At 67.8% G+C, this 14,387-nt stretch carries 11 protein-coding genes; 8 read left to right on the top strand and 3 right to left on the bottom strand.

What is annotated here, in order from left to right:
* On the bottom strand, positions 1–365 hold a 365-nt coding region (locus tag JMF86_RS09550), incomplete at its 3' end, for a 2-C-methyl-D-erythritol 4-phosphate cytidylyltransferase (protein WP_201316966.1).
* A 107-nt stretch (positions 366–472) separates the two neighbouring features.
* Here JMF86_RS09550 and mfd point away from each other — a divergent pair.
* The 4 genes from mfd (at position 473) to JMF86_RS09570 (ending at position 6,928) form a co-directional block, all read left to right on the top strand.
* Complete coding sequence (gene mfd, locus JMF86_RS09555; protein WP_077179222.1) at positions 473–3,943, top strand: transcription-repair coupling factor; 3,471 nt, start codon at positions 473–475, stop codon at positions 3,941–3,943.
* 104 nt (positions 3,944–4,047) lie between these two features.
* Entirely contained in the window at positions 4,048–5,268 is a 1,221-nt protein-coding gene (argE, locus tag JMF86_RS09560; RefSeq protein ID WP_006478558.1) for an acetylornithine deacetylase, read from the top strand.
* A gap of 60 nt (positions 5,269–5,328) precedes the next feature.
* Positions 5,329–6,348, top strand: a complete 1,020-nt coding sequence (locus JMF86_RS09565) for a threonine/serine dehydratase (protein ID WP_011549593.1) — start codon at positions 5,329–5,331, stop codon at positions 6,346–6,348.
* Between the two features lie 145 nt (positions 6,349–6,493).
* Complete coding sequence (locus JMF86_RS09570) at positions 6,494–6,928, top strand: DUF3574 domain-containing protein (RefSeq protein ID WP_077179224.1); 435 nt, start codon at positions 6,494–6,496, stop codon at positions 6,926–6,928.
* 83 nt (positions 6,929–7,011) lie between these two features.
* Here the strand turns inward: JMF86_RS09570 and JMF86_RS09575 are convergent, their stop codons facing one another.
* A complete protein-coding gene (locus JMF86_RS09575; RefSeq protein ID WP_011549591.1) occupies positions 7,012–9,531 on the bottom strand; it encodes a penicillin-binding protein 1A in 2,520 nt (839 codons plus the stop codon).
* A 443-nt stretch (positions 9,532–9,974) separates the two neighbouring features.
* Between JMF86_RS09575 and JMF86_RS09580 the strand changes: the two genes are divergently transcribed.
* The 4 genes from JMF86_RS09580 (at position 9,975) to JMF86_RS09595 (ending at position 13,373) form a co-directional block, all read left to right on the top strand.
* Entirely contained in the window at positions 9,975–10,655 is a 681-nt protein-coding gene (locus tag JMF86_RS09580) for a PspA/IM30 family protein (RefSeq protein ID WP_006478555.1), read from the top strand.
* A gap of 88 nt (positions 10,656–10,743) precedes the next feature.
* Entirely contained in the window at positions 10,744–11,925 is a 1,182-nt protein-coding gene (locus JMF86_RS09585; protein ID WP_011549590.1) for a tetratricopeptide repeat protein, read from the top strand.
* A 236-nt stretch (positions 11,926–12,161) separates the two neighbouring features.
* Positions 12,162–12,593: a large conductance mechanosensitive channel protein MscL gene (mscL, locus tag JMF86_RS09590; protein WP_006478553.1), complete on the top strand. Its 432-nt coding sequence runs from the start codon at positions 12,162–12,164 to the stop codon at positions 12,591–12,593.
* Between the two features lie 333 nt (positions 12,594–12,926).
* Positions 12,927–13,373 carry a hypothetical protein gene (locus JMF86_RS09595; protein WP_006488003.1) on the top strand — a complete coding sequence of 149 codons (447 nt, stop codon included), beginning with the start codon at positions 12,927–12,929 and terminating at the stop codon, positions 13,371–13,373.
* A gap of 66 nt (positions 13,374–13,439) precedes the next feature.
* Here the strand turns inward: JMF86_RS09595 and JMF86_RS09600 are convergent, their stop codons facing one another.
* A complete protein-coding gene (locus JMF86_RS09600) occupies positions 13,440–14,333 on the bottom strand; it encodes an NAD(P)-dependent oxidoreductase (RefSeq protein ID WP_201316967.1) in 894 nt (297 codons plus the stop codon).
* Between the last annotated feature and the right edge of the window lie 54 nt (positions 14,334–14,387).

Below are 14,387 nucleotides of genomic sequence, written 5' to 3' on the forward strand. Positions count from 1 at the left end.
AGCGTGCGGATCAGCTCGGGCGTGATGCCGGGGCGCGCGGCGTCGTGCACGAGCACCCAGTCGTGGTCGGTCGCGCCGAATTCGGCCAGTTCCAGCAGCCCGTTGAGCACCGACGCCTGCCGCGAGCCGCCGCCGCAGCGGCGCACCGCGAAGCGCAGGCCCGCGAAGCGGCGTGCATCGAAATGGGAGTCGTCGGGCGCGAGCACGACGAGCGTCTGCGCGAACTCGCTGCACGCGTCGAACGCGGCAAGCGTGTAGTGCAGCAGCGCGCGGCCGGCCAGCGTGCGGTATTGCTTCGGCACGGCCGAACCGGAACGGCTGCCCGTGCCGGCGCAGGGAATCAGGGCGAAAAGTCGGGGAGTCACGAAAGGAAACGCCGGAAAGGTGAAATCGAGAAGCGGATTTTATAATAGGTCTTTCGTCTCGACCGGCGCACCGCGCTGCGCCCGTGCACGCCACCCCTGTCGTCCCTATGCCAGATAACGCTTCCACCCCGTCCGCTTCACCCGTTGCCCGCGTCAAGCCCGGCCAGCGTTTCGCCTTCGACGGCGCGCACGGCTCCGCCGACGCGCTCGCCATCGCCCGTTATCTCGCCGACAACCGCCAGGACGTGCCGCTCCTCGCGGTGATCTGCGCGAACGCGGTCGACGCGCAGCGGCTCTCGCAGGAAATCCGCTACTTCTCGCCCGACGCGCGCGTGCGCCTGCTGCCCGACTGGGAAACGCTGCCGTACGACACGTTCTCGCCGCACCAGGACCTCGTGTCCGAGCGGCTGGCCACGCTGCACGACCTCGGCGAGGGCCGCTGCGACATCCTGCTCGTGCCCGCCACCACCGCGCTGTACCGGATGCCGCCCGCGTCGTTCATGGCCGCGTACACGTTCGCGTTCGCGCAGGGCGAGCGGCTCGACGAGGCGAAGCTGAAAGCGCAGCTCACGCTGGCCGGCTACGAGCACGTGAGCCAGGTCGTGCGCCCCGGCGAATACTGCGTGCGCGGCTCGCTGATCGACCTGTACCCGATGGGCTCGCCGCTGCCGTACCGGATCGACCTGTTCGACGACCAGGTCGATTCGATCCGCGCGTTCGATCCCGACACGCAGCGCAGCCTCTACCCGGTGCGCGACGTGCGCCTGCTGCCCGGCCGCGAGTTCCCGTTCGACGAAGCCGCGCGCACGGCCTTCCGCAGCCGCTGGCGCGAAACCTTCGAAGGCGACCCGAGCCGCGCGCCGATCTACAAGGACATCGGCAACGGCGTGCCGTCGGCCGGCATCGAGTATTACCTGCCGCTGTTCTTCGACGAGACGGCCACGCTGTTCCACTACCTGCCGCAGGACGCGCACCTCGTGTTCACCGGCGACCTCGAAGCGTCGATCCGCCGCTTCACGGCCGATACGAAGCAGCGTCACGCGTTCCTCGCGCACGATCGCGAGCGGCCGATCCTCGAGCCGCAGCGGCTGTTCCTGTCCGACGAGGATTTCTTCGCGTTCGCGAAGCCGTTCGCGCGCGTCGTGCTGCCCGCGCAGCCGGCCGGCGGCTGGGCGACCGCCCTGCCCGAACTCACCGTCGACCGCCATGCGGACGATCCGCTCACGTCGCTGCGCACGTTCGTCGAATCGTCGGGCAAGCGCGTGCTGCTGACGGTCGAATCGGCCGGCCGTCGGGAAACGATCCTGCAACTGCTCGCCGAACATCACCTGCGGCCGTCGTCGAACGACGATTTCGCGAGCTGGCTGGCGAGCGATGCGCGCTTCGCGCTCGGCGTCGCGCCGCTCGCGAACGGTTTCGCGGTGCCGGGCGAAGGCTATGCGATCGTCACCGAAACCGAGCTGTACGGCGCACTCGGCCGCCGCGCGGGCCGCCGCCGGCAGGAACAGGCGAGCAACGTCGACGCGATGGTGCGCGACCTGTCCGAGCTGAAGGTCGGCGACCCGGTCGTCCACGCGCAGCACGGCATCGGCCGCTACATGGGCCTCGTGTCGATGGACCTCGGCGAAGGCGAGACCGAATTCCTGCATCTCGAATACTCGGGCGACAGCAAGCTCTACGTGCCCGTCGCGCAACTGCACGTGATCTCGCGCTACAGCGGCGCCGATCCCGACAGCGCGCCGCTGCACGCGCTCGGCTCCGGCCAGTGGGAGCGCGCGAAGCGCAAGGCCGCGCAGCAGATCCGCGATACGGCCGCCGAGCTGCTGAACCTGTACGCGCGCCGCGCGGCCCGTGAAGGCCATGCGTTCTCGCTCGACCCGCGCGACTACGTGAAATTCGCCGAAAGCTTCGGCTTCGAGGAAACGCCCGACCAGGCCGCGGCGATCGCGGCCGTGATCGGCGACATGACGAGCGGCAAGCCGATGGACCGCCTCGTGTGCGGCGACGTCGGCTTCGGCAAGACCGAGGTCGCGCTGCGTGCGGCGTTCATCGCGGTGCTGGGCGGCAAGCAGGTCGCGCTGCTGTCGCCGACCACGCTGCTCGCCGAGCAGCACACGCAGACCTTCGCGGACCGCTTCGCGGACTGGCCGGTGCGCATCGTCGAGCTGTCACGCTTCAAGACCGCGAAGGAAGTGAATGCGGCGATCGCGCAGATCAACGAAGGCAGCGTCGACATCGTGATCGGCACGCACAAGCTGCTGTCGTCTGACGTGCAGTTCAAGCGTCTCGGCCTCGTGATCATCGACGAGGAACACCGCTTCGGCGTGCGCCAGAAGGAAGCGCTGAAGGCGCTGCGCGCGGAAGTCGACGTGCTGACGCTCACCGCGACGCCGATCCCGCGTACGCTCGGGATGGCGCTCGAAGGGCTGCGCGATTTCTCGGTGATCGCGACCGCGCCGCAGAAGCGGCTCGCGATCAAGACCTTCGTGCGCCGCGAGGAAGAAAGCGTGATCCGCGAGGCGATGCTGCGCGAGCTGAAGCGCGGCGGCCAGGTGTACTTCCTGCACAACGAAGTCGAGACGATCGAGAACCGCAAGGCGATGCTCGAGGCGCTCGTGCCCGAGGCGCGCATCGTGATCGCGCACGGCCAGATGCACGAGCGCGAACTCGAACGCGTGATGCGCGATTTCGTCGCGCAGCGCGCGAACGTGCTGCTGTGCACGACCATCATCGAGACCGGCATCGACGTGCCGAGCGCGAACACGATCATCATGCACCGCGCGGACAAGTTCGGCCTCGCGCAGCTTCACCAGTTGCGCGGCCGCGTCGGCCGCTCGCACCACCAGGCGTATGCGTACCTGCTGGTGCACGATCCGCAGTCGCTGACCAAGCAGGCGCAGCGCCGACTGGAAGCGATCCAGCAGATGGAGGAACTGGGCTCGGGCTTCTATCTCGCGATGCACGACCTGGAGATCCGCGGCACCGGCGAAGTGCTCGGCGACAAGCAGTCGGGCGAAATCCACGAGATCGGCTTCCAGCTCTATACGGACATGCTGAACGACGCGGTGAAGGCGCTGAAGAACGGCAAGGAGCCCGACCTCACCGCCCCGCTCGCCGCGACGACCGAAATCAACCTGCATGCGCCCGCGATCCTGCCGGCCGATTACTGCGCGGACGTGCAGGAGCGGCTGTCGCTGTACAAGCGGCTCGCGAACTGCGAGCACGGCGACGCGATCGACGGCATCCAGGAAGAGCTGATCGACCGCTTCGGCAAGCTGCCGCCGCAGGCGCACGCGCTCGTCGAGACGCATCGGCTGCGGATCGCCGCGAAGCCGCTCGGCATCGTGAAGATCGACGCGAGCGAGGTCGCGATCGGGCTGCAGTTCGAGCCGAATCCGCCGATCGATCCGATGCGGATCATCGAGATGGTGCAGAAGCATCGCCACATCAAGCTCGCGGGCCAGGACAAGCTGCGCATCGAGACGCGCTCGCCCGACCTCGCGATCCGCGTGTCGACGATCAAGGAAACGCTGCGCGCGCTCGGCCCGAAACAGGGGGCGGCCGTCGCGGCCCGCTGACGCAATCCTGACGGGCGCGACGTTGCTGCACCGCATCGCGCCCGACGAAGGCGGGCAGGCGCGTTTTTGAGTATGATTTCCCATTCATCAGACGGAGTTTTGCCATGTCCACTCTCGACGCGACGGCGCCGTCCGCCGCAACCGAAGGCGATGCATCGCTCGTCAGCCTGCCCTGGGTCAAGCAACTCGTGTCGATGGACACGACGAGCCGCGTGCCGAACCTCGGCCTGATCGAAACGGTACGCGACGCGCTCGCCGCGAAGGGCATCGCGTCGACGATCACGCACGATCCGCGTGAAGGCTGGGCGAACCTGTTTGCCACCGTGCCCGCGCACGACGGTTCGACGAACGGCGGCATCGTGCTGTCGGGCCACACCGACGTCGTGCCGGTCGACGGCCAGCAATGGGACAGCAACCCGTTCGCGCCGGAAATCCGCGACGGCCGCCTGTACGGCCGCGGCACCTGCGACATGAAGGGCTTCATCGGCGCGGCGCTCGCGCTGCTGCCCGAGATGCAGGCGACGAAGCTCGCGAAGCCGATCCATTTCGCGCTGTCCTACGACGAGGAAATCGGCTGCGCGGGCGCGCCGCTGATGATCGCCGATCTCGTGAAGCGCGGCGTGCAGCCGTCCGGCTGCATCGTCGGCGAGCCGACCAGCATGCGGCCGATCATCGCGCACAAGGGCATCAACGCGTACCGCTGCTGCGTGCGCGGCCACGCCGCACATTCGTCGCTGACGCCGAAGGGGCTCAACGCGATCGAGTATGCGGCCCGCCTGATCTGCCACATCCGCGACATCGCTGACCGCTTCCGTGCCGAAGGCCCGTTCGACGAACTGTACGACGTACCGTTCACCACCGCGCAGACGAGCACGATCCAGGGCGGCAACGCGATCAACACGGTGCCGGCCGAGTGCCGCTTCGACTTCGAATTCCGCAACCTGCCGACGCTCGATCCCGAGCAGATCTTCACGCGCATCGAAGCGTATGCACAGGAAACGCTGCTGCCGCAGATGCTGCGCGAACATCCGAACGCCGCGATCGAGTTCTCGAAGATCGCCGCGGCACCCGGCCTCGACGCGACCGAGCAAGCCGCGATCACGCAGCTCGTGCGCGCGCTGACGGCCGACCAGGACAAGCGCAAGGTCGCGTACGGCACCGAGGCCGGGCTGTTCGCCCGCGCGGGCATTCCAAGCGTCGTGTGCGGACCCGGCAACATCGAGCAGGCGCACAAGCCGAACGAATATGTCGAGCTCGCGCAGCTCGCCGGCTGCGAGCAGTTCCTGCGCAAGTTCATTCGCAGCATGTCGGTCGACGCGCACTGACTGCCTCCCGCCACGCCAGCCCGCGTGTGCGGGTCGGCCCACTCCGCCACCCGCCACGTCATGTCGACTGAACAACAGGGCACTGCCCATACGACGATCGACGGCGAGCCGATTCCGACGCTCGACGAAATCGCCGCGCAGCATTTCGCGTTGTCACCCTGGGTCGCGCGCACGCCCGTGTTCGAGCGCGCCGACCTGCCCTCCCTCGAAGGCACGCACGTCAACTTCAAGTTCGAGCTGCTGCAGGCGAGCGGCAGCTTCAAGGCGCGCGGCGCGTTCACGCACCTGCTCGCGCTCGACGAAGACCGCAAGAACGCGGGCGTCACCTGCGTATCGGCCGGCAATCATGCGGCAGCCGTCGCGTATGCGGCGATGCGGCTCGGCAGCAGCGCGAAGGTCGTGATGTTCCATACCGCAAGCCCGACGCGCATCGCGCAGTGCAAGCAGTACCGTGCGGAAGTCGTGCTGGCAGGCAGCGCGTCGCAGGCGTTCGATCTCGTGCGGCGCATCGAGGCCGAGGAAGGCCGCTTCTTCATTCATCCATTCAACGGCTATCACACGATCCTCGGCACCGCGACGCTCGGCTACGAATGGGCGACGCAGACGCCGGACCTCGACGCGGTGATCGTGCCGATCGGCGGCGGCGGGCTCGCGGCCGGCATGGCGACCGCGCTGCGGCTCGCGAATCCGCGCGTGCACGTGTACGGCGTCGAGCCGGAAGGCGCCGACGCGATGAGCCGCAGCTTCGCGGCCAATCACACGATCAAGATGAGCGCGATGCAGACGATCGCCGATTCGCTGATGGCGCCGCATACCGAGGAATACAGCTACCAGCTGTGCCGGCGCCACCTCGACCGCATCGTCACCGTCTCCGACGACGCGCTGCGCGCCGCGATGCTGTTCCTGTTCTCGCACCTGAAACTGTCGGTCGAGCCGGCCTGCGCGGCCGCGCTCGCCGCGCTGCTCGGCCCGCTGCGCGAAACGCTGCAGGGCAAGCGCGTCGGCGTGCTGCTGTCGGGCACGAATACCGACCCCGCCACGCTCGGCATGCATCTCGCGCACGCGCAACTGCAGCACTGACTCCGCACCGCGCGTGCGCAGGCCATCCTAGGGTTATCCCCAGATTATGTTGACAGCCCTGTTGATAACCCGCCGGACCCGCACGCAAGTGGTTGAGCGCGCAGCGTTTTGCACGCGCGAAGGTCGATCGTCACGAAATGGGCAGATGCGGCGGCTGGCCGCATGCGCGGCGGCGCTCGCGCTGCTCGCCGGTTGCGCGGCAGCGCCCTCGTCCATCTCGGGCGCGCAACCGGCATCCTGCACGCAACCGGGCGAAAGCCGCATGCTGCAGGCCGACCTGCTGTTCGGGCGCGACATCGCCGGGCGCGGGCCCGTCACCGATGCCGAACGCGCGGCATTCCTCGCCGACACGGTCACGCCGCGCTTTCCCGACGGCCTCACCTACTGGGACACGCACGGCCAGTGGCGCGACCGCTCGACCGGTGACGTCACGCGCGAAGACAGCTTCGTGATCCGTATCATCGCCGACGATACGCCGGACACGCGCACACGGCTCGCCGCGATCCGGCAAGCGTACGTCCAGCGATTTCATCAGCAATCGGTCGGCATGACCGTCGTGCCGGCCTGCGCGTCGTTCTGATTCACCGGCTTCCGCTGCCGGTCGCGCACAAAAGAACGGGCGCCCGAAGGCGCCCGTCGCATGGCTGACGCACAGCGTACCGCTTACTTGCTCTCGAACATGTCCATGATCTGCTGCTTCTCCTGCGGCGTGACGGGCGGCGGCGCGAGCCCGGCCGCGCCGGCCGAGCCGAGGGCGTCGTTCGCGCTGATCGCGTTCTCCGCCGGGTTGATGTCGACGTTCGCGACGAAGCCGTTGCCCGGCGTCCGATCGGCGTAGTACAGCTCGCCGTCGATCGTCGTCAGGCCGTCCGGCATCGGCATCTGCTGCTCGGGCACGCCGTTCAGCGCGGTGCGCATGTAGTTCACCCAGATCGGCAACGCGAGCTGCGCGCCGAATTCGCGGCTGCCCAGGCTCTTCGGCTGATCGAAGCCCATCCACGCAACCGCGACGAGCGACTGCTGGTAGCCGGCGAACCAGCCGTCCTTCGCGTCGTTCGTCGTACCCGTCTTGCCCTGCAGGTCGTTGCGGCCCAGCGCGTTGGTGCCCGCGCCCGTGCCGGCCGTCGCGACCGAATGCAGCAGGCTGTTCATCACGTACGCGTTGCGGCCTTCGATGGTGCGCGGCGCCGTGCCGCCCGCGACCACCGGCTGCGACTTCTGCAGCGGCTGGCCGCGCGCGTCGTCGACTTCGGCGATCAGGTACGGATCGACCTTGTAGCCGCCGTTCGCGAACACCGCGTAGCCGGTCGCGAGCTGCAACGGCGTCACGAGGCCCGCGCCGAGCGCCATCGGCAGGTAAGGCGGCGTCTTCGCCGGATCGAAACCGAAGCGCTGCGTCACGTACTGCTGCGCGTACTGCGTGCCGATCGACGCAAGGATCCGGATCGACACCAGGTTCTTCGAACGCTGCAGGCCGGTGCGCATCGTCATCGGGCCGTCCGGCTGGTCGTCGTCCTTCGGCTCCCACGCGGTGCCGCCCGGCACGCTCGGCGGGAAGTACAGCGGCGCGTCGTTGATCATCGTCGCCGGCCCGAGCCCCTTGTCGAGCGACGCCGAGTAGATGAACGGCTTGAACGACGAGCCCGGCTGCCGCCACGCCTGCGTCACGTGGTTGAACTTGCTCTTGTTGAAGTCGAAGCCGCCGACGAGCGAGCGGATCGCACCGTCCTGCGGCGCGATCGCGACGAGCGCGCCTTCGACCTGCGGCAACTGCACCACCTGCCAGCCCGTCTTGCCGTCCTTCAGCACGCGCACGACCGAGCCCGGCTTGATACGCAGCGCGTTGTTCGCACGGGCGCCCAGCGCGGCCGACACGAAGCGCAGCCCGGCCGGGCCGATCGTCGTGGTCGCGCCGCCGACGAACTGCACCTCGACCGCGTTCGGCGATGCCGACAGCACGACCGCCGATTGCAGGTCGCCGTTGTCCGGGTGATCGGCGAGCGCATCGTCGATCGCCTCGTCGCGTTCGTCGCCGGCCGCAGGCAGGTTGATCGACGCTTCGGGGCCGCGATAGCCGTGACGGCGCTCGTAGTCGAGAATGCCGCGACGCACGGCCTGATACGCGGCTTCCTGGTCGGCCGAGTTGATCGTCGTCGTGACGGTCAGCCCGCGCGTGTAGGTTTCGTCCTTGTACTGCTGGTACATCATCTGCCGCACCATCTCGGCGACGTACTCGCCGTGCACCGCGTACTGGTTGCCCGGCGTGCGCACGTGGATCTCTTCCTTGATCGCCTCGTCGTACTGCGGCTGCGTGATGTAGCCGATGTCGAGCATGCGCTTCAGGATGTATTCCTGACGCACCTTCGCGCGCTTCGGATTGACGACCGGGTTGTACGCGGACGGCGCCTTCGGCAGCCCCGCGAGCATCGCCGCTTCCGCGAGCGTGATGTCCTTCAGGTCCTTGCCGAAATACACGCGCGCCGCGGCCGCGAAGCCGTACGAACGCTGGCCGAGATAGATCTGGTTCATGTACAGCTCGAGGATCTGGTCCTTCGTCAGGGCCTTCTCGATCTTGTACGCGAGCAGCATTTCGTAGATCTTGCGCGTGTAGGTCTTCTCGCTCGACAGGAAGAAGTTGCGCGCGACCTGCATCGTGATCGTGCTCGCGCCCTGGCGCGCGCCGCCGTGCATCAGGTCGGCCACGCCCGCGCGCAGGATGCCGAGGAAATCGACGCCGCCGTGCTCGTAGAAGCGGTAGTCCTCGATCGCGAGCACGGCCTTCTTCATCACGTCGGGAATGTCCTGGAAGCGCACGAGGCTGCGGCGCTCCTCGCCGAACTCGCCGATCAGCACGTGATCGGCGGTAAACACACGCAGCGGCACCTTCGGCTGATAGTTGGTCAGCGCATCGAGCGACGGCAGTTGCGGCGCCATCACGACCAGCGCGTAGCCGACGATCAGCGCGCCGACGACCGCGAGCGTCGCGAACAGGCCGACGAACCACAGCGCGACGCGCGAACCGAACGTGCGCCGGCGCCCTCCGCCGCCACTGCGCTGCTGCGCGCGGCGGCCGTCGTCGCGATCGTCGTCATCGGGGTAATAGGCTCCGGACGGCGAACGGCGCAGCGTGTAGTGGGGCTCGTTCCTGTCGGAAGAAGAAGGCGGTCGTTTGATAATTGGCATGTCGGAATGGCGGGCGTACGTGGCGCCCTCGGACGCATGCGGAAATGCAAGCGGATGAATCAGAGTGGGTGCATCGAGAAGCGGCTGTCACGTCGACAGACCCCACCGCGCGGCGATCCGTTCCCGCGACGTGACAGCGCATTTTAATGAAATCGACCGGGCGCCTTCGCGATTTTTTGTAAAAATTCCCGCAATGCCGTGATTTGCGGAACGTATTGTCGACATCCTCGGCCTATGATGGACACGCGATACGGCACGCACGGGCGAATTTCTTTCAGTCGCGAAAGGTTTGGCGTCCTGATGCGCGAGCCGCTTGAACTCGCGCGTTTAAGCCGTATTTAAGTGAACCGGTGGTGTAATATCCGCCGGCTCACGCGGGCCGGAACCGGCTCGCGACGGGCATTGCCGCGGTCACGCGGCGCCTTTCAACCACGGAGGATTTCATGTCGCTTTTCGACTCTATTTCGCGCACGATCAAAGGCCTGCTGAACGATGCGGCCGATTCGGTACAGGATCCGTCGCGCGACGCACGGCAGATCGTGCGGGAGCTCGACGACAGCATCGGCCGTGCCGAGAATTCGCTGATCGAAATCGAGGCACAGGTCGCGACCCAGCGCAGCAAGCGCGATGCGGCCGACGACAAGGTCAGGAAGTACGAGGACGGCGCGAAGCGCGCGCTGCAGGGCGGCGACGAAGCGCTCGCCCGCGAGGCGCTCGCGGCCCAGTCGAACGCGGAAGCCGAGCGCGACGCGCTCGCGGCCGAGCTGACGACGCTCGAGCCGTCGGTCGAGAAACTGAAGGGGCAGATCGCCGACATGCGCCAGCGCCGCAACGATCTGAACGCACGCTCGAACATCCTGCAGGCGAAGCAGGAAATCGCGCAGGCGAAGGACGTCGCAGCCAGCGCGCTGGGCGGCATCGGCGGCAAGAACCTGTCCGAGGATTTCCAGAAGCTCGAGGACAAGGTCGCGCTGCAGAACGCACGCTCGGACGCACGCCTCAATTCGGCCGACACGTCGAGCGGCAAGGCGCTCGACGACAAGCTCGCCGCGCTGAACAAGGGCCCGTCGGTGGAAGATCGCCTCGCCGCACTGAAGAAGCAGCTCGATACGCCCGCGCAGTAACCCGCCGCGGGCCACCGCGCCGCGCCCCGGCCCGGGCGCGCGGCGCGAACCGATCGTCAGGAGACGGGCGCGTGCGCCCGGTTCGACCATGAAGAAATCTCTCGCCGCACTCGGCCTCTCGCTGATGTTGTTGTCGTCCGCCGCGTTTGCGGTCCCGTCGCTGCAGCAGGTCGAGCAATCGATCGCGCAGCGTAACTGGCAGCAAGCCGACACGCAGCTGTCGCAAGTCATCGATGCCCATCCGAACAACGCGCACGCGCGCTACCTGTATGCGCAGGTGCTGGACCGCGAGGGCCGCGCGTCCGACGCGCTCGCGCAACTGCAGCGCGCCAAATCGCTCGATCCGCAACTGAAGTTCACCGACGCGTCGCGCTTCGCGCAAACGGAGTCGCGCATTCGCGCCGACGCCGCGCGCGTGAGCGGCAACCCGCCGTCGGCCACGCAGGCCGGCACGCTGCAGCCGGGGCTCGCCCCCGCCGTCGCGCCGGCCGAGAAGCACGGTCCGTCGACCGGCATGTGGATCGGCCTCGGGCTGATCGTCGCCGTGATCGCGCTGGTGCTGCGCTGGACACTGCGGCGCGCGCGCACCACGGCCGACAACGGCCGCGCCGACGACGAGCGCCGCACGCAGCTCAAGCGTGCGACCGACGTGCTGAACGACATCCGGCCGCTCAAGCTCGATGCGAAGCTGTCGACGGCGCCCGGCGCCGCGGCGCTGACCGGCGAACTCGAAGCGATCGAGAACGACGCCCGCACGCTCGTCGAGACGCTGTCGAACGGCAAGAATCCGGTGCCGCCGTATCGCGTCGACGAGCTCGAACAGCGCCACGCCAGCGTGAAGGCGCGCGTCGAAGGCCGCCCCGACCCGGCCGCGCAGCCCGCGGCGCCGGCGAACGGCAGCGGCTCCGTGTACGCGCAGGAAGCCGATCGCATGACGGGCGCGCAAGGCCAGCCGTATCAGCAACAGCCCTACCCGCCGCAACAGCCCTATCCGCAACAGCAGCCGCCCGTCGTGATCCAGCAAGGCGGCGGTTTCGGCGGCGGCATGGGCGGGCTCCTGACCGGCGTGTTGCTCGGCGAAGCGATGTCGGGCGGCCGCGAACGCGTGGTCGAACGCGACGTGATCGTCGACGGCGACCACCGCAGGCAGGAAGCCGACCCGGGCTTCGATCTCGGCCGCGGCGACGATTCCAACTGGAGCGACGGCAGCGGCGGCGGCGGGATGGATCTCGGCAGCAACGACGACGGCTGGACCGACGACAACACCTGAGCCCCCGCACACCGGACGTCGACGTGCGCGTCGACGCCCGGCCTCCCCCGCCACGCCCGCCTGCATGACCGGCCGCGCCCGACGCGCGGATTTGTCAATCATTTCAAGATGGACTACCGGCAATGGGGCACGTTCGCTATCATGCGGCCATCGGCGTGCCACCGACCTCATTCGACGCAAAGCAATCCTGCGCGTCGCGGCACGCCTCCCTCGCCCCAACCAGGAGAAAGCCGCTCATGAGCATCATCAAGGAATTCAAGGAGTTCGCCGTCAAGGGCAACGTGATGGATCTCGCCGTCGGCGTGATCATCGGCGGCGCGTTCTCGAAGATCGTCGACTCGGTCGTGAAGGACCTCATCATGCCGGTCATCGGTGTGCTGACCGGCGGTCTGGATTTCTCGAACAAGTTCGTTCTGCTCGGCACCATCCCCCCGTCGTTCAAGGGTAATCCCGATTCGTTCAAGGACCTGCAGGCCGCGGGCGTCGCCGCATTCGGCTACGGCTCGTTCATCACGGTGGCGATCAATTTCGTGATCCTTGCGTTCATCATTTTCCTGATGGTGAAATTCATCAACAAACTGCGCAAGCCGGAAGAAGCCGCGCCGGCCGCGACGCCGGAAGACGTCGTGCTGCTGCGCGAGATCCGCGATTCGCTCAAGCAGCGCTGAGCGCCTCACGCGCCGCCCGCCAGGCCCGCCCCGTGCGGGCCTTTTTATTGCGCGCGCGATGCACCGCCGCATGCGGCGTATCTCACTTTTTTGTGACGAGCGAATGCACGCGCGGGAAAAGCAGGTCTATGATGGAGACTAAACGACAGTACGGGCGCCAAGACGCTGGCTGTGTCGATCATGGCGAGCAGGTCGACGGGAGACATTGATCGTCGTACTGCACGAATGCAGCATTTTCGTGTGCTATAAAGGATCGACATGCGGCGTACATAGCCGGGAGTGGGTCGCATGAAAGTGCCGCATTTCTTGCAATTGTTTTTGAGGCGAGTGTTTATGTCCTTCCCGAAAAAACGTCGGCGTGCGCCGCAGGATGGCCAGGAGTCGTTCCTCGCGGTCTTGCGCCACTCGAAACCGTTTGCCCAGCTCGACACCAAGATTGCCCGCGCCCGCGCGCAGGACGAACCCGTCCTCTATGCGCACGTGCTGCCCGGCCTCGACGTGCTCCTGTGCAGCGTGCGCGGCGCGCAGCCGCCGTATCCGGCCATCGCCGAGCTGCGCAAGCGCTGCATCGAATCGATCGCCAACGCGCTCGAGCAGCCGCTCGACGGCCTCGAGAACGGCGGATACTGGTACGAAGCGAACGGCTTCGGCTTCCTCGTCTTCGCCAGCCGTGCGCGTGCGCGCATCCTGCCCGAGTTTGGTGCAGGCACGAAGGCGAGCCTGCGCGGCGGCCTCGGCCGCCAGAACGCGGGCGACACGACACCCCGCTCGCTCGGCTGATCCGCCAGTCATTCGATGGGCCGCCTCCGCGCGGCCCATCTGCCATTCACACGCCCCGCTTGCCCGTCACGACACCTGCTGACGGCCGTTGTTCGGCCGCACGATGTCGATGAACGCGGCGAAATCGGCGCCGGCGAGCCCCTGCGCGGCACCCAGCCTCAGCACCTGCTGCACGGTGGCCGACACGGGCATCACCGCGCCCGTGTCGCGCGCGGCGTCGGCAACGGCATCGACATCCTTCTGAAATGTACTCAGCGCGCCGATCGGTGGATGGCCGCCCGACGTCATGCGCGGCACGAACGTCTGCAGCAGCACCGAATCGGCCCAGCCGCCGGCGAGCGCCTCGGCCAGGCGCGCGGCGTCGATGCCGCTCGCCTGTGCCAGCCCGACCGCCTCGGCGATCGCGGTCACCGTCGCGGTGACGATCGCCTGGTTGCACAGCTTCGCCGTCTGGCCCGCGCCCGCGTCGCCCATGTGCGTGATGCGCGACGCATACGTGTCGATCAGCGGGCGCACCGCGTCGAGATCGGCCGCGCGGCCGCCGGCCATCACCGCGAGCGTGCCGGCCTGCGCGCCCGGCACGCCGCCGGACACCGGCGCATCGACCCAGCCGACCCCGAGCGCGGCCGCGCGCGCCGCGTAATCGCGCGTGGCGGCAGGCGGAATGCTCGAATGATCGACGATGCGCTGCAGGCAGCGCGCGCTCGCGTCCCCGGAAAGCAGCCCGTGCTCGCCAAACACGACGTCGCCGACCGCACGACCGTCGAGCACGCACACGAACACCGTCTCGACGCGCTCGGCCAGCTCGCGCGGCGTGCCGACCACCTGCGCGCCGTCCTTCACCAGCGCCTCGGCCTTGTCGCGTGAGCGATTCCATACGCTGACGCGATGCCCGGCCGCCAGCAAATGCCGAATCATCGGCGCGCCCATCAATCCCGGTCCGCAAAATCCGACTTCCACGATGTTCCTCGTCTCCGATATGGGTTGCACTTGCCGCCCATCATACCTATCACT

This window comes from Burkholderia sp. E168m15, assembly GCF_016586105.1.
In the GTDB taxonomy this organism is placed as follows: Bacteria; Pseudomonadota; Gammaproteobacteria; order Burkholderiales; family Burkholderiaceae; genus Burkholderia; species Burkholderia orbicola.

Coding starts and splice junctions, on each gene's coding strand:
- JMF86_RS09595 (WP_006488003.1), top strand. CDS start 12,927: ATGTCCTTCCCGAAAAAACGTCGGCGTGCGCCGCAGGATGGCCAGGAG.
- JMF86_RS09585 (WP_011549590.1), top strand. CDS start 10,744: ATGAAGAAATCTCTCGCCGCACTCGGCCTCTCGCTGATGTTGTTGTCG.
- mscL (WP_006478553.1), top strand. CDS start 12,162: ATGAGCATCATCAAGGAATTCAAGGAGTTCGCCGTCAAGGGCAACGTG.
- JMF86_RS09565 (WP_011549593.1), top strand. CDS start 5,329: ATGTCGACTGAACAACAGGGCACTGCCCATACGACGATCGACGGCGAG.
- argE (WP_006478558.1), top strand. CDS start 4,048: ATGTCCACTCTCGACGCGACGGCGCCGTCCGCCGCAACCGAAGGCGAT.
- JMF86_RS09575 (WP_011549591.1), bottom strand. CDS start 9,531: ATGCCAATTATCAAACGACCGCCTTCTTCTTCCGACAGGAACGAGCCC.
- mfd (WP_077179222.1), top strand. CDS start 473: ATGCCAGATAACGCTTCCACCCCGTCCGCTTCACCCGTTGCCCGCGTC.
- JMF86_RS09580 (WP_006478555.1), top strand. CDS start 9,975: ATGTCGCTTTTCGACTCTATTTCGCGCACGATCAAAGGCCTGCTGAAC.
- JMF86_RS09570 (WP_077179224.1), top strand. CDS start 6,494: ATGCGGCGGCTGGCCGCATGCGCGGCGGCGCTCGCGCTGCTCGCCGGT.